This is a genomic window from Kitasatospora sp. NPDC057223 (assembly GCF_042669755.1).
In the GTDB taxonomy this organism is placed as follows: domain Bacteria; phylum Actinomycetota; class Actinomycetes; order Streptomycetales; family Streptomycetaceae; genus Kitasatospora.
Window position 1 is genome coordinate 68,915 of sequence record NZ_JBHUWW010000011.1, and the last position, 25,973, is coordinate 94,887.

28 protein-coding genes and 1 pseudogene are annotated in these 25,973 nt (G+C 73.8%); 26 read left to right on the forward strand and 3 right to left on the reverse strand.

The window, feature by feature from the left end:
* The first annotated feature begins 262 nt into the window (after nucleotides 1–262).
* The 20 genes from ACFUK0_RS07025 (at nucleotide 263) to ACFUK0_RS07120 (ending at nucleotide 19,560) form a co-directional block, all read left to right on the forward strand.
* On the forward strand, nucleotides 263–1,717 hold the full coding sequence (locus ACFUK0_RS07025; protein WP_380247039.1) for a class I adenylate-forming enzyme family protein: 1,455 nt from the start codon (nucleotides 263–265) through the stop codon (nucleotides 1,715–1,717).
* Between the two features lie 103 nt (nucleotides 1,718–1,820).
* Nucleotides 1,821–2,105 (forward strand): acyl carrier protein, encoded by a 285-nt coding sequence (locus ACFUK0_RS07030; RefSeq protein WP_380247040.1) that lies wholly within the window; start codon nucleotides 1,821–1,823, stop codon nucleotides 2,103–2,105.
* Between the two features lie 2 nt (nucleotides 2,106–2,107).
* Nucleotides 2,108–2,344, forward strand: a complete 237-nt coding sequence (locus ACFUK0_RS07035; RefSeq protein ID WP_380247041.1) for a phosphopantetheine-binding protein — start codon at nucleotides 2,108–2,110, stop codon at nucleotides 2,342–2,344.
* Nucleotides 2,345–2,448: 104 nt separating this feature from the next.
* Nucleotides 2,449–3,606: a beta-ketoacyl synthase N-terminal-like domain-containing protein gene (locus ACFUK0_RS07040; protein WP_380247042.1), complete on the forward strand. Its 1,158-nt coding sequence runs from the start codon at nucleotides 2,449–2,451 to the stop codon at nucleotides 3,604–3,606.
* Entirely contained in the window at nucleotides 3,603–4,250 is a 648-nt protein-coding gene (locus ACFUK0_RS07045; protein ID WP_380247043.1) for a hypothetical protein, read from the forward strand. Before ACFUK0_RS07040 ends, ACFUK0_RS07045 begins: the two co-directional genes overlap by 4 nt.
* A complete protein-coding gene (locus ACFUK0_RS07050) occupies nucleotides 4,247–5,533 on the forward strand; it encodes a beta-ketoacyl-[acyl-carrier-protein] synthase family protein (protein ID WP_380247044.1) in 1,287 nt (428 codons plus the stop codon). The genes ACFUK0_RS07045 and ACFUK0_RS07050 overlap by 4 nt, the downstream gene beginning before the upstream one ends.
* A gap of 36 nt (nucleotides 5,534–5,569) precedes the next feature.
* Complete coding sequence (gene hppD / locus ACFUK0_RS07055) at nucleotides 5,570–6,679, forward strand: 4-hydroxyphenylpyruvate dioxygenase (RefSeq protein WP_380247045.1); 1,110 nt, start codon at nucleotides 5,570–5,572, stop codon at nucleotides 6,677–6,679.
* Nucleotides 6,676–7,614, forward strand: coding sequence for a phytanoyl-CoA dioxygenase family protein (locus ACFUK0_RS07060; RefSeq protein ID WP_380247046.1), 939 nt, complete (start codon nucleotides 6,676–6,678; stop codon nucleotides 7,612–7,614). Before hppD ends, ACFUK0_RS07060 begins: the two co-directional genes overlap by 4 nt.
* Nucleotides 7,607–8,584, forward strand: coding sequence for a thiamine pyrophosphate-dependent dehydrogenase E1 component subunit alpha (locus ACFUK0_RS07065; protein ID WP_380247047.1), 978 nt, complete (start codon nucleotides 7,607–7,609; stop codon nucleotides 8,582–8,584). Before ACFUK0_RS07060 ends, ACFUK0_RS07065 begins: the two co-directional genes overlap by 8 nt.
* A complete protein-coding gene (locus tag ACFUK0_RS07070; RefSeq protein ID WP_380247048.1) occupies nucleotides 8,584–9,555 on the forward strand; it encodes an alpha-ketoacid dehydrogenase subunit beta in 972 nt (323 codons plus the stop codon). The genes ACFUK0_RS07065 and ACFUK0_RS07070 overlap by 1 nt, the downstream gene beginning before the upstream one ends.
* A gap of 62 nt (nucleotides 9,556–9,617) precedes the next feature.
* On the forward strand, nucleotides 9,618–11,249 hold the full coding sequence (locus ACFUK0_RS07075) for a class I adenylate-forming enzyme family protein (RefSeq protein WP_380247049.1): 1,632 nt from the start codon (nucleotides 9,618–9,620) through the stop codon (nucleotides 11,247–11,249).
* Nucleotides 11,246–12,766: a condensation domain-containing protein gene (locus tag ACFUK0_RS07080; RefSeq protein WP_380247050.1), complete on the forward strand. Its 1,521-nt coding sequence runs from the start codon at nucleotides 11,246–11,248 to the stop codon at nucleotides 12,764–12,766. Before ACFUK0_RS07075 ends, ACFUK0_RS07080 begins: the two co-directional genes overlap by 4 nt.
* The gene (locus ACFUK0_RS07085; protein WP_380247051.1) at nucleotides 12,763–13,692 is read left to right on the forward strand and encodes a 3-oxoacyl-[acyl-carrier-protein] synthase III C-terminal domain-containing protein; all 930 of its coding nucleotides are present in this window, start codon (nucleotides 12,763–12,765) and stop codon (nucleotides 13,690–13,692) included. Before ACFUK0_RS07080 ends, ACFUK0_RS07085 begins: the two co-directional genes overlap by 4 nt.
* 40 nt (nucleotides 13,693–13,732) lie before the next feature.
* Nucleotides 13,733–14,029 (forward strand): phosphopantetheine-binding protein, encoded by a 297-nt coding sequence (locus tag ACFUK0_RS07090; protein WP_380247054.1) that lies wholly within the window; start codon nucleotides 13,733–13,735, stop codon nucleotides 14,027–14,029.
* A gap of 2 nt (nucleotides 14,030–14,031) precedes the next feature.
* On the forward strand, nucleotides 14,032–14,970 hold the full coding sequence (locus ACFUK0_RS07095; protein ID WP_380247055.1) for a hypothetical protein: 939 nt from the start codon (nucleotides 14,032–14,034) through the stop codon (nucleotides 14,968–14,970).
* An 8-nt stretch (nucleotides 14,971–14,978) separates the two neighbouring features.
* Nucleotides 14,979–16,127 carry an alpha-hydroxy acid oxidase gene (locus ACFUK0_RS07100; RefSeq protein WP_380247057.1) on the forward strand — a complete coding sequence of 383 codons (1,149 nt, stop codon included), beginning with the start codon at nucleotides 14,979–14,981 and terminating at the stop codon, nucleotides 16,125–16,127.
* A 23-nt stretch (nucleotides 16,128–16,150) separates the two neighbouring features.
* Nucleotides 16,151–17,488 (forward strand): PLP-dependent aminotransferase family protein, encoded by a 1,338-nt coding sequence (locus tag ACFUK0_RS07105; RefSeq protein ID WP_380247061.1) that lies wholly within the window; start codon nucleotides 16,151–16,153, stop codon nucleotides 17,486–17,488.
* Entirely contained in the window at nucleotides 17,485–18,231 is a 747-nt protein-coding gene (locus tag ACFUK0_RS07110) for a 4'-phosphopantetheinyl transferase family protein (RefSeq protein ID WP_380247062.1), read from the forward strand. Before ACFUK0_RS07105 ends, ACFUK0_RS07110 begins: the two co-directional genes overlap by 4 nt.
* Before the next feature lie 41 nt (nucleotides 18,232–18,272).
* Nucleotides 18,273–19,253: an alpha/beta hydrolase gene (locus ACFUK0_RS07115; RefSeq protein WP_380247064.1), complete on the forward strand. Its 981-nt coding sequence runs from the start codon at nucleotides 18,273–18,275 to the stop codon at nucleotides 19,251–19,253.
* A 7-nt stretch (nucleotides 19,254–19,260) separates the two neighbouring features.
* Nucleotides 19,261–19,560, forward strand: a complete 300-nt coding sequence (locus tag ACFUK0_RS07120; protein WP_380247066.1) for a hypothetical protein — start codon at nucleotides 19,261–19,263, stop codon at nucleotides 19,558–19,560.
* Between the two features lie 48 nt (nucleotides 19,561–19,608).
* On the opposite strand, the pseudogene ACFUK0_RS07125 reads toward ACFUK0_RS07120, so the two are convergent.
* A pseudogene (locus tag ACFUK0_RS07125) lies at nucleotides 19,609–19,881 on the reverse strand (VOC family protein); the annotation flags it as partial.
* Between the two features lie 140 nt (nucleotides 19,882–20,021).
* Here ACFUK0_RS07125 and ACFUK0_RS07130 point away from each other — a divergent pair.
* Nucleotides 20,022–20,342: a hypothetical protein gene (locus ACFUK0_RS07130; RefSeq protein WP_380247068.1), complete on the forward strand. Its 321-nt coding sequence runs from the start codon at nucleotides 20,022–20,024 to the stop codon at nucleotides 20,340–20,342.
* Nucleotides 20,343–20,348: 6 nt separating this feature from the next.
* Here ACFUK0_RS07130 and ACFUK0_RS07135 read toward each other — a convergent pair whose 3' ends face one another.
* Complete coding sequence (locus ACFUK0_RS07135; protein WP_380247070.1) at nucleotides 20,349–20,873, reverse strand: hypothetical protein; 525 nt, start codon at nucleotides 20,871–20,873, stop codon at nucleotides 20,349–20,351.
* 284 nt (nucleotides 20,874–21,157) lie between these two features.
* On the opposite strand from ACFUK0_RS07135, the gene ACFUK0_RS07140 reads away from it, so the two are divergent.
* From ACFUK0_RS07140 to ACFUK0_RS07160, 5 genes are all read left to right on the forward strand, one after another.
* A complete protein-coding gene (locus ACFUK0_RS07140; RefSeq protein ID WP_380247072.1) occupies nucleotides 21,158–21,658 on the forward strand; it encodes a VOC family protein in 501 nt (166 codons plus the stop codon).
* Between the two features lie 166 nt (nucleotides 21,659–21,824).
* Nucleotides 21,825–22,418: a choice-of-anchor C family protein gene (locus ACFUK0_RS07145; protein WP_380247073.1), complete on the forward strand. Its 594-nt coding sequence runs from the start codon at nucleotides 21,825–21,827 to the stop codon at nucleotides 22,416–22,418.
* Between the two features lie 50 nt (nucleotides 22,419–22,468).
* Nucleotides 22,469–23,389, forward strand: a complete 921-nt coding sequence (gene bla / locus ACFUK0_RS07150; protein ID WP_380247075.1) for a class A beta-lactamase — start codon at nucleotides 22,469–22,471, stop codon at nucleotides 23,387–23,389.
* A 411-nt stretch (nucleotides 23,390–23,800) separates the two neighbouring features.
* A complete protein-coding gene (pnuC, locus tag ACFUK0_RS07155; protein WP_380247077.1) occupies nucleotides 23,801–24,379 on the forward strand; it encodes a nicotinamide riboside transporter PnuC in 579 nt (192 codons plus the stop codon).
* Complete coding sequence (locus tag ACFUK0_RS07160; RefSeq protein ID WP_380247079.1) at nucleotides 24,376–25,458, forward strand: AAA family ATPase; 1,083 nt, start codon at nucleotides 24,376–24,378, stop codon at nucleotides 25,456–25,458. Before pnuC ends, ACFUK0_RS07160 begins: the two co-directional genes overlap by 4 nt.
* A 37-nt stretch (nucleotides 25,459–25,495) precedes the next feature.
* On the opposite strand, the gene ACFUK0_RS07165 is transcribed toward ACFUK0_RS07160, so the two are convergent.
* Nucleotides 25,496–25,837, reverse strand: a complete 342-nt coding sequence (locus ACFUK0_RS07165; protein ID WP_380247081.1) for a DUF5713 family protein — start codon at nucleotides 25,835–25,837, stop codon at nucleotides 25,496–25,498.
* Nucleotides 25,838–25,973 lie beyond the last annotated feature (136 nt).

Below are 25,973 nucleotides of genomic sequence, written 5' to 3' on the forward strand. Positions count from 1 at the left end.
GGTGTTGCTGACAGGTAGTTGGAGTGTGGCAAAAACCCGCCGGATCACGGCAGTTGGCCAACCGGCGGCCACACTAGTGGGGGAGCGTTCTCCCGTCAATGCATCAAACAAACCTGTCTTGTCATCACAACTTGAAGCCAGCCCGCAGCTAAATGCCATGAAAGCTACAGGACTTGACATCAGGCAATGCAGAGTTGAAAGTTCGGCGTGGGAATTCTGTCAGCCCCTTTGGTCATGTACCTGAAAGAGGTTCCGGTTCATCATGAAGGCCGCTGCCACAACTCCGCCGACGGACTTAGGAACGCCCCCGCTCGATCCGTCCTGGGTCGACGAGGTCCTCCTTCGGGGTGCCGGCGCCGAGCCGTGCCTCTTCCTGGACGAACCGGTCAGCAGGGACGAACTGCGCCGGCTCGTCGGGGCCAGGCAGGCCACGCTGTCCGCGGCCGGCCTGCGCCGGGGCGGCTCGGTCGCGCTGTGCCTGGCCCCCTCGCTCGCGCTGGTCGCCAACCTGTTGGCGGCCTGGCGGATCGGGGCCCAGGCCGCACTGCTGGACCACCGGCTCACCCCCTTCGAGACCGACCGGGCACTCGCCCGGCTGGAACCGCAGGTGGTGGTCTCCGCCGCGCAGCCGGTCGGCAGCGGCCCGGCCCGCGGCTTCTACGAGCAGCAGGACGTCGTCACCGCCCGCCCCGGCCGCCCGGCCCGTAGCTCGCACGCCGTCGTGCAGCTCAGCTCGGGTTCGACCGGCCCATCGAAGATCATCGGCCGGACCGCGGCCGACCTGGTCGCCGAACTCGACCGGTACGCCCGGATCGACGGGGTGCCCCGGGCCGGCGAGCGGATCGTCTCGCTGGCCTCCATGGTGCACGTGCTCGGACTCGTCGGCGGCCTGCTGCACAGCCTGCACGCCGGGGTGCGGCTCGCGATCCCACGCAGGCCGACGGCGGACGGCATCCTCGCCACCGTCGCGGCCGGCCCCGAGCCGACCACCCTGCTCGGCGTGCCGTTCCACATCGAACTGCTCAGCTGGGTGACCGAACCACCCCGGCTGCCCCAGCTCACCGGCATGACCACGGGCGGCGAGCTGGTCCGGGCCCAGGTCCACGACGCCTTCGTGGACCGCTACGGCATCCGCCTCGGCAGCATGTACGGAATGACCGAGGTCGGCGTCATCGCCACGGACCTGTTCGGTGCCCACCGCCCCGAACTGACCCCGGCGCCCGGCATCACCCTGCGGTCGGTCGACGGCGAACTGCTGATCGCCCGGGAGCAGTCCCCCTACCTCGACCACGACCCGTCCGACGCCACGGCGGCGACCCGTTGGGCCGACGGCTGGCTGCGCACCAAGGACGGCGGCGCGGTCGACCCCGACACCGGGCGGGTCCGGGTGCTGGGCCGGCTGGACTCGCAGGTGTCGATCGGCGGCCTGAAGGTCGATCTGACCGAGGTCGAGCACACCCTCGCCGCCCTGCCGGAGGTGGCCGCCGCGGTCGTCGTCTTCGGCACCTCGATCGAGGCCTACGTCGTGCCGCGCGACACCGGCGCCACCTCGGCGCGGATCGAGGCGCAGCTCACCGAACGGCTGGCGGCCTACAAGCGGCCCCGCCTGATCCACCTCGTCGACCGGCTGCCGCGCACCGCCACCGGGAAGCTGGTCCGCGACCGGACCGCCCTGAGCGGCGCCGGCCGGCCGCCGCAGACCCCCACCGCCCAGTAGCAGTCCCACCGGCCGGCAGCAGAACCACCGGCACAGTCCCACCCGAAGAGTCCGACCCGAACCGTCCGACCCGAACAGTCCAACCGAAAAGGAAGTACCAGCGATGTCCACTGAGGCGATGTCCACCGAGGAGATCCGCGCGTTCGTGCTCTCCTCGCTGAGCGCGATGAACTACGACATCTCCGACGTCGACGACGACACGCTGCTCGGTCCGGCCGGCGCCGACCTGGAGTCGCTCTCGCTCGCCGAGTTGGGCGTCCGGGTCGAGGAGCGGTTCGGCGTCAGGTTCGACGACGACGAGGCCGAGCTGCTCGGCACCATGACGGTCGGCGAGTTCGGTGCGGCCGTGGCCGCCCGGATCCAGTCCGCACCCGCCGCGGGGCTCTGAGCGTGTCGGCCGCACTCGGACGGGACGAGGTCGTCGCGATGCTCGCCGGCTTCGGCGACCGCGCACCGGAGGAGGTGCCCGAGGGCATCGACTCGATGGAACTGGCCTGGCTGGTCCATCAGATCGAACAGCACTACGACCTGCACCTGGACGACGACACGATGGCCCGGATGACCACGGTGTCCGGCGTCGTCGACGTGCTCGGCGGCTTCGGCGGGCTCCGTCCCGACCGTGCCTGACCCGTACGGGCCGTGCCCCGGGCAGGAGCAGGAGCAGAGTCAGTGATCCAACCACACCGGCGGACGCGAAGGCGGACGCGGCAACAGGAACGAGGTGAACGAGGGTGACCGAGACCGTGTCGGCGGCCCGTCGCGGCCCCCGTCCCGTGGTCGTCACCGGGGCGGCCGTGCTCAGCGCCCTCGGCCGGGGCGTCCGGCCGCTGCTCTCCGCCGTACTCGACGGCGCACCGGCGTTCGCGCCGGTGCAGCGTTTCGACGTGTCCGGCCGACGGGTCGGCGTGGCCGCCGAGCACCCCGGAACCCCGGTGCTGGCGGACGAGTTGGACCGGATCGTGGGCGAGGCCTGCGACGAGGCCGGGCTCTCCGTCGCCCAACGGGCCGACTGCCCGCTGCTGCTGGCCGTGCACGGCGACCCGGTCCTCGCCCGGGTTCCCGTGCAGGACCGCCCCGCCCACGGCGCGGACGCGTTCGCGGCCACCGTCGCCCGGCGCGCCGGACTGTCCACCGCTCCCCGCGCCTACACCTCCGCCTGCGTGGCGTCGAGCACCGCCGTGGCCGACGCCGCCGCCGCCATCGCCCACGGGCAGGCCGACCGGATGGTGGTGGCGGCCGGATACCTGGTCGAGGCCGAGCAGTTCGCCGTCTTCGACGCCGGCCGGGCACTCGCCCGCGACGGGCGGATCCGCCCGTTCAGCGCCGGCCGCACCGGGCTGCTGCTCGGCGACGGCGTGGTCGCCGTGGTGGTCGAGGCCGCCTCGGCGGCCAGGGCCCGGCGGGCCCGGCCGCTCGCCCTGCTGGCAGGCTGGGGCCGCGCGGGCGACGCCTACCACGTCTGCAAACCACGGCCCGACGGTGCCGGACTGGCCCGGGCGATCACCGACGCCCTGCACCGGGGCGGGGTGGGGCCGGAGCGGGTCGGCTACGTGAACGCCCACGGCTCCGGCACTCCGATGAGTGACACCGCCGAGGCCGCCGCCCTGCACCGGGCGCTCGGTGACAGCGCCGCGGCCGTGCCGGTCAGCTCCACCAAGTCGGTGCACGGCCAGGCGCTGGAGGCCGGCGCCCTGCTCGAACTGGTCGTCACCATCGCGGCCCTGCGGGCCGGGAGGCTGCCGGTGAACGCGGGCTACCTGGGCCCGGACGAGACCTGCCCGCTGAACCTCGTCCTCGACCGGGCCGTGGAGACCGGCGCCGACCACGCGCTGAGCCTCACCACCGCCTTCGGCGGCGCGAACACCGCACTCCTGGTGGGTACGCCGTGAACCTGACCGCCACCGCGCCGAACGCCGCCGGGCCCGCATCCGGACCGGCGGGGGCGACTGCCGCCGCCCTGACCGCGGCCGCCTCGACGGCAGGCCTGCGGGTGCTGGCCTCGGCGCAGTGGCCGGAGACGGCCGAGGACGCAGCCCCGCCGGCCATCGCCGGGTTCGTGGTGTCCTCGTTCAGCCCGCTCGCCGCCGAGACGGCCCGGCGCTGCCTGCTGCGGCGGCCCGGCTCCCCGGCGCCCGCCCCCGGCCCGGCGGACGCCGCCGGACGGCCGGTCACCGCCGTGGTGGTGGTCAGCCCGCTCGGCGACCTCGCCGGTGCGGTGCACGTCGCCGAGACCGTCGACGCCGAGGGCCGGCTCGGGCCGCTGCTGTTCTTCCAGGCCGTCCCCAACGCCGTGGCCGGGCACCTGGCCGCGCAGTGGCAGCTGACCGGCCCGGTGGTGTGCGTCGGCGACACCGCCGCCGGGCTGGCCGTCACCGCCCTGCTGCTCGCCGACGGCGACGCCGAGGAGGCCCTGCTGATCCGCGTCGACCAGGCGCACACCCCCGGCGGCCCCGACCGCGCCGCCGCCCTGCTGCTCGGCCCCGGGCCGCAGCCCAGCCGAGAACCGCAGCACCACGAGGGAGAACAGCCGTGAGCGACGCGCCCCACAGGAACGCCCGGCGAGCGGACGTCGTCGTCAGCGGGATCGGCCTGGTGACCCCGGTGGGCTCCAGTGCCGACGAGGTGATGGCCGCGATGTGCGAGGGCCGCTCCGGACTCGCCCGGCCGGACGCTGACGGGCCGCTCGCCGCGTCACTGGAGGTGGCCGGCTTCGCGCCGCCCATCGACCCCGCGTCGGTGCTGCCCGCCCCCGACACTCGGCTGGTGGACCGCTACATCGTGATGGCGATGCGGGCCGCCGAGGACGCACTGGCCGACGCCGGCATCGAGGTGGGCCGCGACGTCGACCCCTACCGGATCGGCGTGATCCTCTCCGGCAACGGCGGGCTGGCCACCCTGGAGGCCCAGGTCATGGTCCGCGCCGAGCGCGGCCGGCTGGGCGTCAGCCCCTACCTGCTGCCCGGGATGCTGCCCAACATGAGCGCGGCCCGGGTCGCGATCCGGCACGGCATCCGCGGCTACAGCTCCTCCATCAGCACCGCCTGCGCGGCCGGCGCCCAGTCCGTCGGGGAGGGCCTGCGGCTGCTGCGCGCCGACGAGGCCGACGTGGTGGTGGTCGGCTGCAGCGAGGCGCCGCTGTTCCCCACCCTGGTCGACACCTTCGGCAACGCCCGTGCGCTGGCACGGGGTTGGAGCGACGACCCGACCGGAGCCAGCCGGCCCTTCGACCGCCGCCGCAACGGCCTGGTGATGGGCGAGGGCGCCGGGGTCCTGGTGCTGGAGCGCGCCGAGCACGCGGACGCGCGCGGCGCGGCCGGGTACGCCGACGTGCTCGGCTGGGGCGCGACCAACGACGCCCACCACCCGACCACCCCGCACCCGGGCGGCGAGGGCGCCGCGGCCTGCATGCGGCAGGCCCTGCGCAGCGCCGGGATCGAGCCGCAGGACATCGGCTACGTCAACGCGCACGGCACCAGCACCAAGCTGGGCGACCAGGCCGAGGCGCTCGCGCTCCGCACCGTCTTCGGCGGGCACGCCCCGCCGGTCAGCTCGACCAAGGCGGTCACCGGCCACATGCTCGGCGCCTCCGGGGTGGTCGAGTCGGCGGTCTCCGTCCTGGCGCTGCGGCGCGGACTGCTGCCCCCCACGCACAACCTGGACGACCCGGACCCGGCCTGCGAGCTCGACCACGTCCGCAAGGTCGCGCGCCCGGCGCCGGGGATCAGCCACGTCATGTCGAACTCGTTCGGGTTCGGCGGCCACAACATCAGCCTGGTCTACGGCCTGCCGAGCACTCGGCTGGCCAGACCCGTCTGACGGCACCGAGTGAACAGAGAAGGAACGGCTACTGCAATGGACTTCCTCGGCGTCGATCATGTCGAGTTCTACGTGGGTGACGCGCGCCAGGCGGCGTTCGTCCTCTGCTCCGGGTTCGGCTTCCGCCTCATCGGCCAGGGCGGTCCCGAGACCGGCCTGCCCGGCCAGCGCAGCCTGCTGCTCGGCCAGGGCGACTGCCGGGTGCTGCTCACCTCGGGCCTGACGCCGGACCACCCGGCGGCGCAGTACGTCGCCCGGCACGGCGACGGCGTGGCCGTGATCGCCCTCGGCACCCGGGACGCCGCCGCCGCGTACGCCGGTACGGTGTCCGGCGGCGCGACCGCCGTCCAGGAGCCCCGCACCTACGCCCGCGAGGGCGCCTCCGTGGTCACCGCCACCGTCTCCGGCTTCGGCGACGTGGTGCACCGGCTGGTCGAACGGCACGGCCCGGCGGGGGAGTTCCTGCCCGGCGCGATCGAGATGCTGGACGTGCCGCCGCCGGCCTCGCCGGACCTGCTGCTGAGCATCGACCACGCCGCCGTCTGCGTGCCGGACGGACAGCTCGACAGCACCACGCAGTACTACCGCAAGGCCTTCGGCTTCGAGGTGATCTTCGAGGAGTACATCGAGGTCGGCAAGCAGGGCATGTTCTCCCAGGTGGTGCAGAGCCCCGGCGGCGGCATCACGCTCACGCTGATCCAGCCGGACCTGAGCCGCTCCCCGGGCCAGATCGACAACTTCCTGGACTGGCACGACGGCCCCGGCGTCCAGCACCTGGCCCTGAACAGCCGCGACATCGTCACCACCGTCGACACGCTGGCGCGGCGCGGCGTCGGCTTCGCGCTCACCCCGGACGGCTACTACAGCTCGCTGGACGGCCGGCTGGGCCCGGTCGACCTCCCGGTGGAGGAGCTGCGCGGGCGCGGAATCCTGGTGGACCGCGACCACTGGGGCCAGATGTACCAGATCTTCGCCACCTCGATGCACGTCCGGCGCACCTTCTTCTGGGAGCTGATCGAGCGCCACGGCGCCCGCACCTTCGGCACCAGCAACATACCCGCCCTCTACGAGGCCAAGGAAAGGGAGCTCGCCACCGTGCAGCAGTCCGCCCAGACCCCCGAGACCACCGAGGCGGGGCACCGATGACCGCCGCCACCCGGACCTTGCGGTTCGAGCTCACCGACGAGGAACTGGCCCTGCTGCCCGGCGCCGACGAGGTCGCCTTCTACGCCGAGCACGGCTGGTACCTGACGAAGAAGCTGTTCACCGACGAGGAGGTGGACCTGCTGGCCGCCGCGAGCGAGGGCTACTACGCCGGCGAGCGCAGCCGCGCCCTGCCCGTCCGCCCGCCCAGGCTGGCGGCCTGGCAGCCCTCGGACGGGCCCGTCCAGCGCCACAACGACTACGTCCACTACGAGAGCGACCCGATCGCCCGGGTGCTGTGCAAGCCGCTGATCGGGGCGGTGGCCGCACTGCTGGCCGGGGCGGACGAGATCCGGGTGTTCCAGTCGACGCTGATCCTCAAGCCGGCCGTCGTCGGCGAACCCAGCAACATCGTGCCCTGGCACTTCGACAAGCACTACTGGTCCACCTCGACCTCCGAGCGGATGCTGACCGCGTTCGTGCCGTTCCACGACTGCGACGAGGAGATGGGCACGCTCACCGTGGTGGACGGCAGCCACCTGTGGCGCGAGACCGGCCGCCAGGACTCGATGACCAAGCACTTCGCCGACCGCGACAACGCCGACCTGGAGCGGGTGCTCGCCGAGAACGCCGCCTACAACGGCACCGGGATCCGCAAGATCCCGCTGGTCATCCCCAAGGGCCACATGAGCTTCCACCACTGCCGGACGTACCACGGCAGCGGCGCCAACCGCAGTGACCGCCCGCGCCGCGCGATCTCCTTCCACCTCCAGGACGGCGGGAACGAGTACCGCAGCTTCGCGCTCAGCGACGGCAGCACCGCCGCGTACAACCACGACGTGCTGGTCCGGCGGCTGCCGGACGGCCGCCCCGACTACGCGGACCCGGAGTTCTGCCCGGTGCTCTGGCGGGCCGAGGGCGCGGCCGGCCATGGCTGACGCACCGGCCGACCCGGCGGCCCTGTACCGGACGGTCGCGCTGATCCGCGGCTTCGAGCAGCGGGCGATCGAGCTGGTCAGGGCCGGAGTGGTGCTCGGCGGCATCCACCCGTACACCGGCCAGGAGGCGATCGCCGCAGGCACCTGCGCGGCGCTGCGCCCCGACGACGTGATCACCAGCACCCACCGCGGCCACGGCCACGTCCTGGCCAAGGGCGCCGACCCGGCCCGGATGATGGCCGAGCTGGCGGGCCGCACCAACGGGCTGAACCGGGGCCGCGGCGGCTCGATGCACGCGGCCGACTTCGGCGTCGGCGTGCTCGGGGCGAACGCCATCGTCGGCGCGGCCGTGCCGATCGCGGCGGGCGCCGCCTGGGCCCTGCGGCGGGCCGGCTCCGACCGGGTCGCGGTCACCTACTTCGGCGACGGCGCCGTCAGCCAGGGCGTCGTGCTGGAGAGCTTCAACCTGGCCGCACTGTGGCGGGTGCCGGTCGTCCTGGTCTGCGAGAACAACGGCTTCGCCACCTCGATGCGGACGGCTCAGACCGTGGCCGGCAGCATCACCGGCCGGGCCGCCGCCTTCGGCATCCCGGCCCGCACCGTGGACGGGACGGACCCGGAGGCCGTCCTCGAAGCCACCGCCGAGGCGGTCGGGCGGGCCAGGGCCGGCCAGGGTCCGACCCTGCTGGAGTGCACCACCTACCGCTTCGACGCCCACCACACCTGGGAGCACACCGCGCGTCCCCGCTACCGCACCGACGAGGAGGTCGCCGCCGGCCGGGCCCGCGACCCGCTGGAGATCCAGGGCGCGCGCATCCCCGCCGCCACCCGCACCGCGATCGACGCCGAGCTCGCCGAACTGCTCGACCAGGCCGTGGAGTTCGCCCGCACGGGCCCGCACCCCGACCCGGCCACCGCGCTGGACCACCTGTACGCCACCGGCCTGCGCGCCAGGGCGGGGGCGCTCTGATGCCGAACCTCTCCTACCTCAAGGCACTGAACCGCGCGATCGGCGACGAGATGGACCGCGACGGCGACGTCTGCGTGTTCGGCGAGGACGTCGGCGTGGCCGTCACCCACGCCACCGCCGGGCTGCTGAAGCGCTTCGGCCCGGAGCGCGTGCTGGACACCCCCATCTCCGAGCAGGCGTTCACCGGCTTCGCCACCGGCGCCGCGATGGCCGGGCTGCGGCCGCTGATCGAGTTCCAGATCCCGGCGCTGCTGTTCCTGGTCTTCGAGCAGATCGCCAACCAGGCGCACAAGTTCTCGCTGATGACCGGCGGCCAGACCCGGGTGCCGGTGACCTACCTGCTGCCGGGCTCCGGCTCCCGGGAGAGCTGGGCCGGCCAGCACTCCGACCACCCCTACAGCCTGTTCGCCCACGTCGGCGTGAAGACGGTGGTGCCGGCCACCCCGTCCGACGCCTACGGCCTGCTGGCGACGGCGATCCGGGACGACGACCCGGTGGTGGTCTTCGCCCCCTCCGGCGCGCTCAGCGTCCGCGAGAACGTGGACTTCGCGCAGCTCGCACCCGTACCGCTCGGGGTCGGCCGGATCCACCGCAGCGGCACCGACGTCACCGTGGTGGCGGTGGGCCACCTGGTCCACGACGCCCTCGCGGTGGCCGAGGAGCTGGCCGGCTCCGTCTCGGTCGAGGTCTTCGACCCGCGCTCGCTGTTCCCCTTCGACTGGGCCGGGCTGGCCGCGTCACTGGAGCGGACCGGGCGGCTGGTCGTCGTCGACGACTCCAACCGGAGCTGCGGCATCGGCGCGGAGATCGTCGCCACCGCCGCCGAGGAGATGCGGCTGATCGCGCCGCCCCGCCGGATCACCCGGCCGGAGGGCGCCGTGCTGCCCTTCGCCCGGGAACTCGACCTGGCCTGCCAGCCCACCAGGGCCCAGCTCAGGGCGGCGGTCGAGAAGGTGGCCGGCGCCGGATGAGCGGGAGACCCAGCGCCACACCCGGAACAGGCAGCCGCACGGAAACCCCCAAGGAGCGCAGAGTGACGGGCACCAACATCAGAGCGCGGCTGGCCGCCGACCCCGGCCTCGGCGCGGGCAACGTGCTGCCCAAGCTGTTCGAGCACGGGGCCGACCCGGACGGGCCGGGCGCCGCCTTCGACGTCCCCGTCGACGGCTACCCGGCGGGGCACGGGCTGACCCTGGGCCAACTCCGCGAGCGGGTGGCGGCCAGGGCGGCCTGGTGGCACGAGCAGGGCGTCGGCCCGCGCGACCCGGTCGCGGTCTACGTGTCCAGCTCGGCGGACTGCCTGCTGAACTTCCTGGCGCTGACCTGGCTGGGCGCGATCCCCGCGCTGATGAACCAGTACATCCCCGGCGACATCGCCGCCGAGTACATCCGGCGGCTGCGCGGCGTCGGACTGCTCACCGACCCGGAGCACCGGGCCCGGCTGGCCGGCGAGGACCTCGGCGTGCGCGTCCACGGCGACACCGCCGAGACCGGCACCGGGGACCCGGCGCTCGCCCCCGAGCACTACCGGCACCACGCCGACGACCCGATCGCCATCACCCACTCCTCGGGCACCACCCGGATGCCCGCCGCGGTCGTGCACTCCAACGACAGCCTGTTCGCGGCCACCCGGCTGTTCCGGCTGGCGTCACCGCGGGCGAGGGGCACGGCCCGGATCCTCAGCGCGCTGCCGGCCGCCCACGCCGCCGGCATCTCGGCGCTCAACCTGGCCCTGTGCAACCGCAGCGAGCTGTTGTTCCTGTCCACCCAGAACGACGGCGCGGCGGTGGTGGACGCGATCGAGAGCTGGCGGCCGACCGGCGTCCTCGGCTTCGCCGCCACCTGGGCCCAGATGGCCCGCCACGACCTGGGCAGCCGGGACCTGGAGTCGGTGTCCCTCTGGTTCAACACCGGCGACTGCGCGCACGAGCCGCACATCCGCCACCTGGTCGCGGCCGGCTCCCGGGAGACGGTCACCCGCGAGGGGGTGCGGCGCGTCCCCGGGTCCAGCTTCGTCGACGGCCTGGGCTCCACCGAGATGGGCCACTCCGCGTTCCACATCACCCACAGCACCGACACCGAGCGCTACGGGCGCTGCGTCGGGGTGCCGCACGGCTTCGCCGAGGTCGCGCTGCTGGACACCCGCACCGGCCGCGAGGTCGGGGTCGGCGAGGTCGGGCACTTCGGGCTGAAGGCGCCGTCGCTGGCCCCCGGTTACTGGAACGACTCGTCCGCCACCTACCGCAACCGCCTGAACGGCTACTACCTCACGGGCGACCTGATGTACCGCGACGAGGAGGGCTACTACTTCCACGTCGACCGGGCGGTCGACGCCGTCGACCTGGGCGGCGGCGAATGGCTCTACACGGCGATGAGCGAGGAGCGCATCCTCGCGAACTGCCCCGACGTGCAGGACTGCACGGTGGTGTCGCTGGAGGTCGACGGCCGGGTCGTCACCGACGTGCTGCTCGCCCTGCACGCCACCGCCGACCCGGACACCGACCGCACCCCGCCGGTGCGCGCCGCGCTGACCGAGGCCGCGGCGGCCACCCTGCGCAGGGTGGTGGCCATCTCCGAGGACGAGCTGATCCTCGGCCCGACCGGCAAAGTACGGAAGTTCCTGATGCGCCAGCGACACCTGGCAGAGACGGCGGCGGCCCGATGAGCGACCCGGAGAACCGGCAGGCACCGGGCCAGGAGACACCGGGCCAGGAGACACCGGTCCAGCAGGCACCCGTCGAGGAGACAGCTCTCCAGCAGGCACCCGTCCGGGAGCCCGACGAGCGGGTGGCCGTGGACTTCACCGGCGTCGGCTCGGGCGTCGACGAGATGTCCTGGGGCATGTGGGAGATCTGGCACGCGATGGTGGACCAGCGCAGCTCGCTGCCCATCGGCGGCCGGATGGCCCTGCCCGCAGGGACGACCGTCGCCGCCGTGGCCGAGGAACTGCGCTACCTGATGAGCCGGTTCCCCTCGATGCGGACCCTGCTCAGGTTCGACGCGGCGGGCTGGCCCACCCAGGAGCTCTTCGGCTCCGGCAGCACGACCCTGGAGGTCTACGACGCCGGGGACGCCGACCCCGACGAGGTCGCGAGCGCGGTCGAACAGCGTTACCGGTCGGTCGACTTCGCGTACGCCACCGAATGGCCGGTGCGGATGGCGGTGGTGGTGCGGGACGGCCTGGCCGTCCAGCTGGTCAGCATCATGAGCCACCTGGTCACCGATGCCGTCGGCGGAACGATCATGCTCCGCGAGGTGCAGGAGCGGTCGACCGCGCCGGTCACCGGCCTGCAGCCGCTGGAGCAGGCCGGCTGGCAGCGCTCGCCGGCCGGGCAGCGGCAGAACGACAAGGCCCTGCGCCACTGGGAGCGGGCCCTCAGGACGATCCCGGCCCGCCGGTTCCCGCCGTCGCCGGAGCAGGGCACCCCCCGGCACCGGGTCGGCCTGTTCGAGTCCCGGGCCCTGCGGCTGGCGGTGCCGCTGATCGTCGAGCGGACCGGCACCGACACCCAGATCGTCCTGCAGGCCCTGTACGCGATCGCGCTGCGGCGGATCAACGTCGCCGGCCCGGTGGTGGTCCGGCCCGTCGTCAACAACCGCTTCCGGTCCGACCTGAGCGACGTGGTGTGCATGGTCGCCCAGGCCGGCATCTCGGTGCTGGACATCGGGGACGGCACCGTCGACGAGGTGGTCGAGCTGACCCGGCGCGGCGCGCTGGCCACCTACAAGCACGCCTACTTCCACCCGGAGAAGCTGAACGAACTGATCGCCAGGGTCTCCGAGGAGCGGGGCGAGCGCGTCGACGTGCAGGTCTTCCTCAACGACCGCACGGCCAACCGGCCGCGGGAGGAGGGTATCGCGTCGGACCCCGAGGAGCTGGCCCGGCAGTTGCGGAAGGCGCGGGAGGACAGCGGGTTCCGCTGGATCCACGAGAGCGACGAGCAGGTCGACGCGTTCTACGTGGCCTTCGACGACCTCCCCGACGCGCTGTTGATGGAGATCCAGACGAACACCCGCTACTTCTCCTCCGACCACGCCGAGGCGCTCGCCCTGGGCGTGGAGGCGCTCGCGGTCGAGGCGGCCCTCGACCCGGGCACGCGCACCGGGCCGCTGGTCGGCGCCGCGCCTGCGGGGCAGGAGCCGGAGCGGGAGCCGGTTCAGGACGCGGAGCAGATCCGGTGACCGCGCTGCTGGCGGTGGCCGACCACCTGCCGCCCGGCCGGGTGCCGATCGAGGAGCTGGCCGGGGAGTTCGGCCTGACCTCGATGCAGGTCAAGATCTTCCGCCGCTACCACAAGCTCGGCGAGGTCGCCCGCGATCCGGACGGCAGCCTGCTCGACCTGCTGCGCGGAGCGGTCGCCGGCCTGGACGCCCTGCGCGGCCGGGAGCAGCACGTCCGCTACGTGCTGCACGCCCGCACCTTCCCGACCGTGGTGCCGTACCCGCACAACCCCGTCCGGGAGCTGTGCCGGGAGCTCGGCCTCGACCGGGCGACGGTCTTCGCGGTCGGCCACCACGCCTGCGCCTCGGGCCTGCTGGCCATCGACGTGGCGGGCCGGCTGCTCGCGGCCGACGACGACCCGGACGGCCTCGCCCTCGTCCTGGCGGGGGAGAAGGCGTTCACCCCCGAGGCCGGGATGGTCCCCGACACCTCGTTCTTCGGCGAGGGCGCCTCGGCCTGCCTGGTCGCCCCCTCCGGGGACCGCGACCGGGTGCTGTCCTACGCCGCCGACCTCCGGGGCGAGTTCGACAGCGACGCGGAGGAACAGGCCCTGGAGTTCCAGCGGATCTACTCCGACGCGCTGGCGGAGGCGATCCTCGCCGCCGTCGGCCGGGCCGGGCTGACCATGGACGCGATCGGGGTGATCCTGCCGCACAACGTCAACAACGTCGCCTGGCACCAGGTCTGCCGCACCCTCGGCTACCCCCGCGAGCGGGTCGTGCTCGACAACGTGGCGACGGCGGGCCACGTCTTCTGCGCGGACAACCTCGTCAACTACCGCACGGCGCGCGAGCGGGGGCTGCTGCGGCCGGGCGAGCCCTACGTGATGGCCGCCGCGGGCGCCGGACGCGGCGCCACCTTCTCGGCCATGGTCCTCCAGCACTGACACCCCCACCCACCCACGAACCACCACCGAAGGATCCACGATGACGGAGCGGGACACCGCCCTCCCAGCCATCGACCCGGCCCTGCGCGAGCAGATGGTCGAAGGCATCTGCGCCCTGCTCCCGCACGTGCTCAAGCGCGAGGTGACCGGGGCCACGGCCGACACCACGCTGATGGAGGCCCTCGGGATGAGCTCGACCAGCGGCCTCGAACTCATCCTGGAGCTGGAGGAACGCCTGGAGCTGGAGATCAGCGTCGAGGAGCTCGGCCGGGAAGACTTCGGCACGGTCGGCTCCCTGGCCGACTACGTCGCCGGGAACCTGCTCCCGGAAGCGTGACGATGCGCACCTTCGCACCGGCCGCCGCGACCGGCGCCGCCACCACCGCCGACGGGCCGTCGCCCGCCTGGGGGATCCGCCGCGCCGCGCGGCTGGCCTTCCCGACGCCGGCGGCGCTGGCCGGCGACCCCGTCCACGCCCAACGCCTGCGGCGCTACCTGGCCGACCTGCTGCGCCCGTACGGCCGCGAACTCGACCCGGACGCGCTGGGGCCCGACGCCGTGAGCTGTGACGGCCAGTCCTACGGGGAGATGGCCGAGACGCTGATCGACGCGATCGTGCCCGCGGGCGAGTCCGTCGACCTGCTGGTGCTCGCCCACTCGATCCCCGACATCACCCCGGGCCGCGCCACGACCACCTACCTGAGCCACGTCTGCCCCGGCACCCCGATGGCCTTCGCGGTCAGCGACCAGGGCGCGGCCGGCGCGTTCACCGCGCTGCGCCTGGTCGACGCCTACGCGCGCTCGGGCGGGCTCCGGCGGGCGCTGCTGCTGGTGGTCGAACAGGACTCGCTGCCCTACCACCCCGGAGTCCCCGTGCCCGAGGTCGCCGGGAGCCGCGGGGTGGCGCTGCTGTTCGGCGAACCGCTGCCGGGGGAGCGGGCGGCCAGGATCTCCCGGGTCGGTACGCACCTCCTGCCCACGGACTCCCCCGGTGAGGCGCGGGCCGCCGAACTCGCCCTGCTCGGCGGCGGCCCGGAGCCGGTGACCGCCGTACTGGGCGGTGTGCCGGTCGCCGGGGCCGCCCACGCGCTGCCCGCGGATCTGCGGTTCGCCGACGCCGGACAGCCCGGCACCGGCGTGTGGTGGGAGCTGGCAGGCGAGCTGGCCGGGCCGTCCACCGGGCCGCGCAGGCTGCTGCTGGCCGACCACGACGCCGGACTGCACCACCTCTCGCTGGCCACGGTCGACCTGGACGGCGCCGACGGGGTGTCCAGGTGACCGTGCCCGTGACCGCCGCGCCCGTGACTGCCGCGCCCGTGACCGCCGCGCCCCTTGCCTCCCCGGGCCCGCTGCGCATCGAGGACTACCAGGACCTCGCCCGGCGCCGGCTCGACGACCAGGTCTGGGACTTCATCGAGGGCGGCGCCGGCACCGAGCGCACTGTCGACGCCAACCGGCGTGCCTTCGCCCGGGTGACGCTGCGACCGAGGGTGCTGGTCGACGTCTCCGCCTGCGACACCGGGACGGAACTCCTCGGCGCCCCACTGGCCACCCCGGTTGGCATCGCGCCCACCGCCTACCACCGGCTGGCCCACCCCGACGGCGAGGTCGCCACCGCCCGGGGCGCCGGCGCGGCCGGGGCGCTCTACGTGGTCAGCGTCTTCGCCAGCCGCACCCTGGAGGACATCGCCGCCGAGGCCGCCGGGCCACTGTGGCTCCAGCTCTACTGGCTGCGCCGCCGCGACGTCCTGGCCGCGCTGGCCGACCGGGCCGCCGCAGCCGGCTACCGCGCGATCGTGCTGACCGTGGACGCACCACAGCTGGGGCGCCGCCACCGGGACGCCCGCAACGGCTTCGCGATCCCGTCCGGCATCGCCGCGGTCAATCTCGACCCGGCGCTGATGGCCTCGGCCCACCGCTCCGGCGCCGGCCGCTCCGCGCTGGCGGTGCACACGGCGGAGGCCGTCGACCCGTCGGTGACCTGGGCAGACCTGGCCTGGCTGCGCGCGCGCAGCGGGCTGCCGCTGGTCCTGAAGGGCATCCTCACCGCCGAGGACGCGCTGCTCGCCGTGGAGCACGGGGCCGACGCGATCGTGGTCTCGAACCACGGCGGCCGGCAGCTGGACGGTGCGCCCGCGAGCCTGGACGCGCTGGCGGAGGTGGTGGACGCGGTCGGCGCCGCCTGCCCGGTCCTGTTCGACGGCGGGGTCCGCAGTGGCGCCGACGCTTTCGCGGCGCTCGCCCTGGGGGCCGGGGCGGTCCTGCTCGGCCGTCCGGTCCTCTGGGGGCTGGCCGCCGCCGGCGCCGCCGGCGTGGCCGGCGTGCTCGACCTGGCGACCGAGGAGCTCGCCCACACCATGGCACTCACCGGCCGGCCCGCCCTGGCGGCCGTCGACCGGTCCGCAGTCGCGGTCACCCGAGGGACAGACCGATGAGGGACACGAGGGACGGCCGGACGATGACGACAGAACTGGCACGCGAGGATCTGCACGCGTCGGTGTCCGACCCGGCGTCGGCATCGATGAACTTCCTGAACGAGGTCTCGGCCCGCTTCCCCGACGCCGTCTCGCTGGCGGCCGGCCGCCCGCACGACGCCTTCCACAGCACCGACGACCTGGACCGATACCTCCGCAGCTACCTCGCCCACCTGGAGCAGCTCGGCCTCGACGCGGACGAGCGCCGCCGCCAGCTCATGCAGTACGGCCGGACCAACGGCTACCTCGGCACGCTGATCGCCCGGATGCTCCTCCTGGACGAGGGGATCGCGGTGCCCGAGCAGGCCGTGATGGTCACCACCGGCGCCCAGGAGGCCATGGTCATCGCGCTGCGCGGGCTGTGCGCGCGGTCCGGCGACGTGGTGCTCGCCGTCGAGCCCTGCTACGTCGGCTTCACCGGGGCGGCCAGGCTGCTCGGCATCGAGGTCGTGCCGGTGCCCGAGACGGCGGACGGCCTCGACCCGGAGGCCGTGCTCGCCGTCGCCCGCGCCGTCCGGGCCGGCGGCCGCCGTCCGCGCGCCCTCTACCTGGTGCCGAACTTCGCCAACCCGTCCGGGGTCTCGATGCCGGTACCGGCCCGGCGCCGGCTGCTGGAGGTGGCGGCGGAGGCCGACCTGCTCATCCTGGAGGACGACCCCTACGGGCTGTTCGGGCTGGACGACGAACCCCGGCCCGCGCTCAAGGCGCTGGACACCGACCAGCGGGTGGTCTACCTCGGCTCCTTCGCCAAGTCCTGCTTCCCCGGCGCCCGGATCGGGTTCCTGGTCGCCGACCAGAGCGTGATCGACGCCCAGGGCCGGCGCACGCTGCTCGCGGAGGAGCTGTCCACCGTGAAGAGCCTGCTCACGGTGAACACCTCGCCGGTGGCGCAGGCCGTGGTCGGCGGCTTCCTGGTCGAGTCCGGGTGCAGCCTCAGGACGGCGGTCAAGGAGAAGATCCAGTTCTACCGCGCCAACCTGCGCACCCTGCTGGCGGCCCTGGAGCACTCCTTCGCCGACGAGCCGAGGGTCCGCTGGAACGCGCCGGACGGCGGCTTCTTCGCGGTGGTCGACGTGCCGTTCACCGCCGACGAGAGCCTGCTGGAGATCTCCGGCCGCGACTACGGGGTGCTGTGGACCCCGATGGCCTTCTTCCACGCCGGCGACGGCGGCCGGCGCGCCCTCCGGCTGTCCTGCAGCGCCCTGGAGCCGGCGCAGATCGAGGAGGGCGTGCGCCGCCTCGCCCGGCTGGTCAGGGACCGGGCCGAGCCGCCGGACCCGGCCGGCCCGGTGAACCGTGCGGTCACGACGGTGCGCGGGTGACCGGCGCCGAGGACACCGTGCGGCTGTGGCTGGTGTCCGACCAGTGGTCCGGACCGGCCCTGGCGGGCCTGCTCGCCGTGCTGGACCGCGACGAACGGCTCCGCGCCGAGGCCTACCGCTCGGCCGAGGACCGGCGGCGTTTCGTCATCGCCCACGGCGCCGTCCGCCACATCGTCGCCCGGCGGCTCGGGGCCGCCCCGGCCGACATCCGCTGGCGGTACGGACCGCACGGCAAGCCGGAACTCGCCGGCCCGCACACCGGCGCCGAGGTCAACCTCTCGCACTGGGAGGCCGTCGCCATGGTGGCGCTCTCGCCGTCGCGCCGGGTCGGCGTGGACGTGCAGCGGGTGCTGCCGATGCCGCGGTTGAACGCCACCGCCATGGCGGAGCGCTACTTCCCGCCCGAGGAGGCCCGCTTCGTCCGGGAGACGGCGGATCCGTCGCGCCGGGCCGAACACTTCGCCCGCCTCTGGGCCCGCAAGGAGGCCCTGGTCAAGGCGCACGGCGGCCGGCTGACCCAGGGGCTGCGGATACCGCTGCTCGACAGCGGCACCGGGAGCGCCGCGAACCCCGACGACGCCTGGTCACGCGACTACCGCGTCGTCGACGTCCCCGCGCCGAGCGGCTACCGGGCGGCCGTCGCCCTGTCCGGAACCGAGGACTTCCGGGTGACCCTGCACCGGTGGGCCCGGCCCGACCGTGCCACCTCGCGGCTCCACGCGCAGCCCACCCGGTACACCTGACCGGGCCGACCATCCGACGTTCCGCCGATAGGAGCAACGCCATGCCCCTGGACCCACAGCTCCGGACCCTGCGCGAGCAGCGCGCCCGCAGCGGCGCGGCCCCCCTCTACACCCTGTCCGTCGAGCAGGCCCGGGCCGCCGACCTGGCCTCGATCCGGGCCGCCGGCGGCAGCCCCCGCCCCCTCTACGAGGTGGTGGACCGCCGACTGCCGGGGCCCGGCGGCGATCTTCCGGTCCGGATCTACCGGCCGAACGCGGTGCGGCCGCTGCCCGCGCTGCTCTACTACTTCGGCGGCGGATGGGCCCTCGGCAGCATCGACACCGCCGACGTCCTCTGCCGCGACCTGGCCGCCGAGACCGGCTGCCTGGTCGTCACCGTCGGCTACCGGCTCGCCCCCGAGCACCCCTTCCCGGCAGCGGTGCACGACTGCCACGCGGCGCTCCGCTGGGTCGCCGGCCACGCCGAGGAGCTGGGCGCCGACCCGGCCAGGCTCGCGGTCGGCGGCGACAGCGCCGGCGGCAACCTCGCGGCCGCGGTGACCCTGCTCGCCCGGGCCGACGGCGACCTCCCGCTGGCCGGGCAACTGCTGGTCTATCCCAACACCGACCAGCTGGCCGACGACGCGTCGATGCGCGACAACGCCGACCCGTGGCTGTTCAACCACCACTCCGTGGCCTGGTACGGCCGGCACTACCTGACCGCCCCCGAGGACGCCGGGCACCCGTTGGCCTCCCCGCTCCGGGCAGCCGACCTGAGCGGGCTGCCCCCGGCCCTGGTCCTCACCGCCGAGTACGACCCGCTGCGCGACCAGGGCGAGGCGTACGCGGCCCGGCTCGCCGCCGCCGGGGTGCCGGTGGAGCTCACCCGCTACCCCGGGATGGCCCACGGGTTCTTCGCCATGACCGGCGCCGTCGACGCCGCCCGCACCGCCAACCTCCAGGCGGCCCGGTTCCTCCGGGACCGCTTCGAGCACGGCGGCCTTCGGGAAGTGCCGACGGACGCGGGCGCCGTTGGCCGATGATGGCGGGGTGACGGAGAACCACGGACCCGGGCGGTTGAGCGACGACGCGGAGATGTCCGCCGTCGCCCTGGTACGGGTGCGCCTCGCCGCCGGGTCGCCGGCGGCGGCGGCCCGGCCGTGTGCGGACATCCTCGACCGGTTCGAGGAGCGGTTCGGGCCGCAGGGCCTGCGATCGCTGGCGGTCCACCTGGTCGAGATCACGGCCGGGCTCGCGGGCGGCCGGCTGGCCGCCCTGGAGCGCCTGGAGCAGATCGAGCGGGACGCCCTCCACCGTCAGCAGCAGCGCGGGGGACCGTCCGACCCGTGACGCCGGCGGTGCCGGCCCGGGTCGTCGGGGCCGCCGTCAGGACCGGGCCAGGACGCAGAACTCGTGGCCCTCCGGGTCGGCGAGCACCGTCCACGGCACCTGGCCCTGCCCCACCTGGGCGGGCGTGGCCCCGAGAGCCCGCAGGCGCGCGACCAACTCCGTCTGATGGGCCGCGGAGGTGGTGGCGAGATCCAGGTGCACACGGTTCTTCGTCGCCGTTCTGGGCTCCGGGACGGTGACGACGTCCACACAGACGCGGCCGGGTCCCGCCAGTCGAAGCCTTCGCGTCCGACGTCGGTCTCGCTGCGGCCCCCGCTGGAGACACTGCCGGCCGAGCGCGTCGCCGTTGCCCGGGGAGCCGGCAGCACCGGCCCACCATGAACCGTGATTCGTCCACCGGACTCGACCGACTCGGCCCCGCCTACACGGCTCGCCTCGCCCCGACCTCCTACGCTGGCCGAATGAGCAGCGACAGCACCAGCGCGGCCGCCGACCTCGCGGACGCCCTGGACGACTTCACCGACAAGGCCGCCGGCACCGGCGCGGAGCGCGACGTGTGGCTGACCGTCGGCGCCCCGCACGACAACGAGCAGCGCACCGTCCAACTGCCGGCCGACGTCGCAGACTGGATCGCCGAGCTGCTCCGGGCCGAGCAGCCGGACCCGGCCCGGGGCGCCGGATCCGCCACCCACGACCAGGATGACGGCGAGCGGCGCGACGACGGCCAGCGCGACGCAGGCCAGGGCGACGACGGTGCCGGTACCACGGTCTGGTGGGGCTGACCGGCCTCACTCCATCTCTTCGGCGTCACCGATGGCGACGCGAAGGTCGTGCATGTTCTCCAGGATCTCGGTCACCGACGTCTCGGCGCGCCCGAGGGCCTGGCGGACGCCCTGGTCGTCGTCCGCCTCGAAGCGGAGGTGGGCGTCCAGGGTGTCCGCCGCGGTCACCATGGCCATGGACGACGCGGTCAGGCCCGGGGGAGGGATCTCCTCGTCGAGGTCCATGAACTGGGTCGCGGTCCGCTGCAGCCGGTTGACCAGGACGTTGAAGGCCAGAGCGGGATCGCCGACCTGTCCGCTCCAGCCGAGGACGGCCTCGGCGATGTCCAGCTCCTGGTCGTCCCCGAGCCGGGTGGCGACGGTGATCTCCAGTTCCACCGTGGCCAGCAGGGCGCCGAGCAGTTGCCGGCGGACCCCCTCCTGCGGTCCCTCGGGCCACAGTTCCGGGTCGAGGACCGGTTCCGCTCCCAGCGCGACCAGGGCCGCGAAGAGCTGCTCGGCGCTCACCGGGTGCTCGCTGCAGATACTCACGCGCCCAGCCTCACCGAATCCCGGCACGAGTGCACGCCCGCCGGGCCCGGGGCCCCGCCGGCACGGCTACGGCCTGTGACGCCGCGCGGCGCCGGCCCCACGTCGGCCAGGTGGGGACTGCGGCCGTCGGGGCGGGGGCCGTCCCGCCGGAGTGCCACGTCCGGGTGAAGGGACCGCGGACGTCACACCGGTCGGGCCCGCCCCGACGGCGCGTCGCTGCGGTGCGTGCCCGGACCGGAAGATCTACCGTCGTCCGGGAGAGACCCGAGTAGCTGGAGGAAGCCGTGCCGGAGCAGAAGATCACCACCTGCCTGTGGTTCGACGACCAGGCCGAGGAGGCGGCGCGGTTCTACACCTCGCTGTTCCCGGACTCCCGGATCGGGGACGTCCAGCGCTACGGCGAGGCGGGCCCCGGGGAGGCGGGCTCGGTGATGACCGTGACGTTCCAACTCGGCGGCCAGCCCTACGTCGCGCTCAACGGCGGCCCGCTGTTCACGTTCACCGAGGCGATCTCGCTCCAGGTCGGCTGCGAGGACCAGGCGGAGGTCGACCGGCTGTGGGCCGCCCTCACCGAGGGCGGACAGGAGAGCGCCTGCGGCTGGCTGAAGGACCGGTACGGGTTGTCCTGGCAGATCACCCCCCGGCGGCTGATCGAGCTGATCAGCGACCCGGACCCGGTCAGATCCCAGCGGGTGATGCGGGCGATGCTGCAGATGGGGAAGATCGACATCCAGGCGCTGGAGTCCGCCTACGCGGACGGCGGCGAGGCCGACGCGGCCCCGTAGGGCCGCCGCGGGCCCCGTACGGTGCTCATTCGCCCGGCCGTGACCGGAATATGAGTGAGATTGTATGTCTTTCTTTCGGGGGCTTTCTCCGCGCCTTGACCCTCCCTATCTTATTCGTGGGCACACTATTTCAGTGTGATTCCAGTAGTTCGGGAGGGAACAGCTCATGTTTGCCATGCGCGCCTGCGTCATCGCCGCCACCTCTGTCCTGCTCGCCAGTGCCGGCGCCACAGCCTCGGCGCAGACCGTCAGCCGGTTCGACGACGGCAGCTTCGAGAACCCGAGGGCGGCGGCCAACAGCTTCTCCACCGTGTCCGCCGGGCAGAGCATCGGGCCGTGGCGGGTCACCGCGGCGAACGTCGACCTGATCGGCGCCGGTTTCTGGCAGGCGGCGGAGGGAGACCAGTCCGTCGACCTCAACGGCGGCAACGCCGGCGCGGTGGCCCAGACCTTCACCACCGTCCCCGGCGCGACCTACACCGTCACCTACGCCCTGGCCGGCAATCCCGCAGGCGCCCCGGCCCTCAAGACCGGCACCGCCCTCATCGACGGGCAGAACTTCCAGGACTTCTCCTTCAACATCACCGGCAAGACGTTGAGGGACATGGGTTACGTCTACCGGCAGTTCACCTTCCAGGCCACCGGCTCGGCCACCGTCGTCTCCTTCGCCAGCACGACCCCGAACAGCGCGTACGGGCCCGTCGTGGACGACGTCCGGATCGAGCGCTGCGCCCCCTGCCCGCCCTGCGGCAACGCCTGACGGACACGACGTCGTGGAGACCCCCGGGGGGGAGACCGAGCCGTCGCGCGGTGCTCGCCCCGGGGGTCGGGACGGTGATCGCCGCCGCCGTGTCCACGGGAGGGCCGGCCCGCCCGGTGCGCAGTGCGCCCGCGCGTGAGGACGCGGTTGCCGAGGCGCCGGCCCGTCTGGAGCCGGCTCGTCTTGAGCTGGCCCGCCTTGAGCAGGAGCACGGCGCCCGACTGGGGGTGTTCGCGCGGAACGTCGTCACGGGCGGCAGCGTGACGTACCGCGCCGATGAGCTCTTCCCGATCTGCTCGGTGCACAAGACGATCACCGCTGCCGCCGTCCTGAGAGACCTCGACCGGGAGGGCGAGTTCCTCGCCAGGCGCATTCGGTACACCGCGCAGGACGTCGCGGGAGCGGGCCACGCCCCGATCACGGGCACGCCCGAGCACCTCGCGAGCGGCATGACCGTCGCCGAGCTGTGCGCCGCCGCCATCGGCCACAGCGACAACGCCGCCGACAACCTGCTGCTCCGGGAGCTCGGCGGTCCCACGGCGATCACCCGCTTCTGCCGGTCCGTCGGGGACGACGTGACGCGGCTCGACCGGTGGGAACCCGAGCTGAACTCCGCCGAACCGGGGCGGGTGACGGACACCACCAGCCCGGCCGCGATCGGGCGGACCAATCTGGAGCTGGTGCTCGGCGACGCGCTCACTCCGTACGGCCGGCATCGGTTGACGGAGTGGCTGCTCGCCAACACCACCGGCGCGGCCCGCCTCCGCGCCGGGCTCCCCGAGGGCTGGGCCCTCGCGGACAAGACCGGCACCGGCGACCACGGCACCACCAACGATGTCGGCATCGCCTGGACCTCGAACGGGACGCCCGTCGTGCTGGCCGTCCTGTCCACCAAGCCGGACGCCGACGCTCCGGCGGACGAACCACTGGTCGCCAGGACTGCCGCTCTGCTGGCGGCGGCCCTCATCTGATACCAAACAGCTGCAAAGAGGATCGATCCCCGGGCGCTCAGGTGCAGGCCGTGTCTCCGCGGCGGAATTCTGCGGGACTGATCTGCCGGGAATACCAACAAGGGCCGAGCAGCTGATGGCGCACCTGTCATGACAGGTCGGACGGTATCTGCGTAGGACGAACCGCACAGATCGCCAGGATTGTTCGGGGATTTCCGGAAAGCCAAGAAGCCGAACCCGCTCGGGCGGATCTACTGTACGGGGCTCCCGACAGGTGCCAGGACGAGCAGTACACCTCGGGCCGCCGCCGGGCGGCAGCGGGCAAAGGGCGGCAGGCGCGCCGAGGTCACTGCGGAGCCGGCGCTGTCAAGGACTTGCACAGATCCGCCCTTCCACTTATCGTCACTCGGACATTAAGTGGGAGGATCAGACATGTCCTGGACCGAGATACTCGGGTTCGTCACCGGCGCCGCCTGCGTCTGGCTCACCGTGCGGGCGAAAGTCTGGAACTTCCCGGTCGGGATGGCTAACAACGTCTTCTTCCTGGTGCTCTTCGCGGGCACCGGGCTGTACGCGGACGCCGGGCTCCAGGTGGTCTTCCTGGCACTCGCCGCGCACGGCTGGTGGCAGTGGCTGCGCGGTGGCGAGCAGCGGCTCGGCCCGGAGATCCGGCGGGCCTCCGGGCGGGAGCTGATCGTCCTGCTGCTCCTGCTGGTACCGGCCACCGCGCTGCTGACCGCACTGCTCGCCCGGACGCACGGCAGCGCGCCGTTCTGGGACGCGCTGACCACCGCGCTCTCGCTGGCGGCCCAGTGGCTGCTGAACGCCAAGCGGGTGGAGACCTGGTACTTCTGGATCGCCGCCGACCTGGTCTACATCCCGTTGTACGCCGCCAAGGGGCTCTACCTGACCGCCGTGGTCTACGGACTCTTCCTCGCCATGTGCGTGGCCGGGCTGCGCGGCTGGCGGCGTGAAATCGGTGCGGTCGCCCCCCTGGCGGTGGCGGCGTGAGGTTCCGGCACGGGCTGGTGATCGGCAAGTTCTACCCGCCGCATGCCGGTCACCACTTCCTGATCAGGGCCGCGGCGGACGCCTGCGAGGAGCTGACCGTGGTGGTGATGGCAGCCGACGTGGAGTCGATCCCGCTGGCCGCCCGGGTCGGCTGGATCGAGGCGGCGCACCCCGGAGTCCGGGTGGCCGGGGTGGTGGACAACCTGCCGGTGGACTACGACAGCGCGGAGATCTGGGCCGGCCACGTCGCGTTGATGCGCTCCGCGCTGACCGCTCCGGTGGACGCCGTCTTCAGCTCCGAGCCGTACGGAGCCGAACTGGCCCGCCGGTTCGACGCCGCGCCGGTGGTGCTGGACGTCGGCCGGGAGACCTTCGCGGTCTCCGGGACGGCGGTCCGGGCCGACCCGGTCCGGTACTGGGCGGATCTGGAGCCGCCGGTCCGGGGCTGGCTGAGCCGCCGGGTGGTGGTGCTCGGCGCCGAGTCGACCGGGACCACCACGCTCTCCCGCGAACTGGCCGCCGCACTGCGCGATCGCGGCGGGCCGCACGCCCGGACGGGTTGGGTGCCCGAGTACGGGCGGGAGCTGACGGTGGCGAAGCTCGCCGTGGCCCGGGCGACGGCCGACCCGGACGGACCGGTGCCGACCGTCTTCGACGTCGAGTGGGACGACGCGGACTTCGCCATGGTCTGCCGCCGCCAGACCGAGGCAGAGGAGCGGGCGGCCCGGGACGGCGGCCCGGTGCTGGTGTGCGACACCGATGCGCTGGCCACCACGGTCTGGCACCAGCGCTACCTCGGCGCCGCCTCCGCGGAGGTCCTGGCCCTGGCCGCCGGGCTGCCGCCGCGCGCCCTCTACCTGCTCACCTCGGACCAGGGCGTCCCCTTCCACGACGACGGACTGCGCGACGGCGAGCACCTGCGGGGCTGGATGACCGGCCGCTTCCGCGAGCTGCTGAGCTCGGGGCGAACCCCGTGGCTGGAACTGACCGGCAGCCGGCAGCAGCGACTGGCCGGCGCGCTGGCGGCGGTGGACTCCCTGCTCGCCGGGGGCTGGGCCCTGAACGACCCGCTCGGCTGAGCCGCTTGGCGCCGGCCCCGCCGGAGGAAGTGCGACATCACCAGTCGCGCTCGGCGATCAGCTCCTCCACGTCTGCGCCGGGGAACCCGTAGGCGGCGGCGACGAAGGCGAAGTCCTCGGCGATCTCCTCGCGCGCGACCGTCTCGATCTCGCTGTCCGCAGCTTCGAACGCCTCCTGCAGGGCGTTGAACTCCTCGGTGGCGACGGCGCTGAGCGCGTAGAGGGACGCCAGGTCGGAGGGCTGCTCGGCCTCGATCCGCTCGCACAGCCGCAGCAGGATGTCCCGGCCGCGGTCGACGACAGCGTCGGGGTAGTACGCGTCGGCGTAGAGCGCGCGCAGGAAGCGACGTCGGGCGACCTGGTCGTTGGTGACAGGCACGGAGGGCCTCCTCGGATCTTCGGGCGGTGCGGGATTCCCTGATCCTGCACCCACCCACTGACAACCGGTGAGGGCCGAGCCGCCCGAGGGGCGGCGCGTCGGTCACGGAACTCGCCTTGCGGGCGATGGCCGTGGT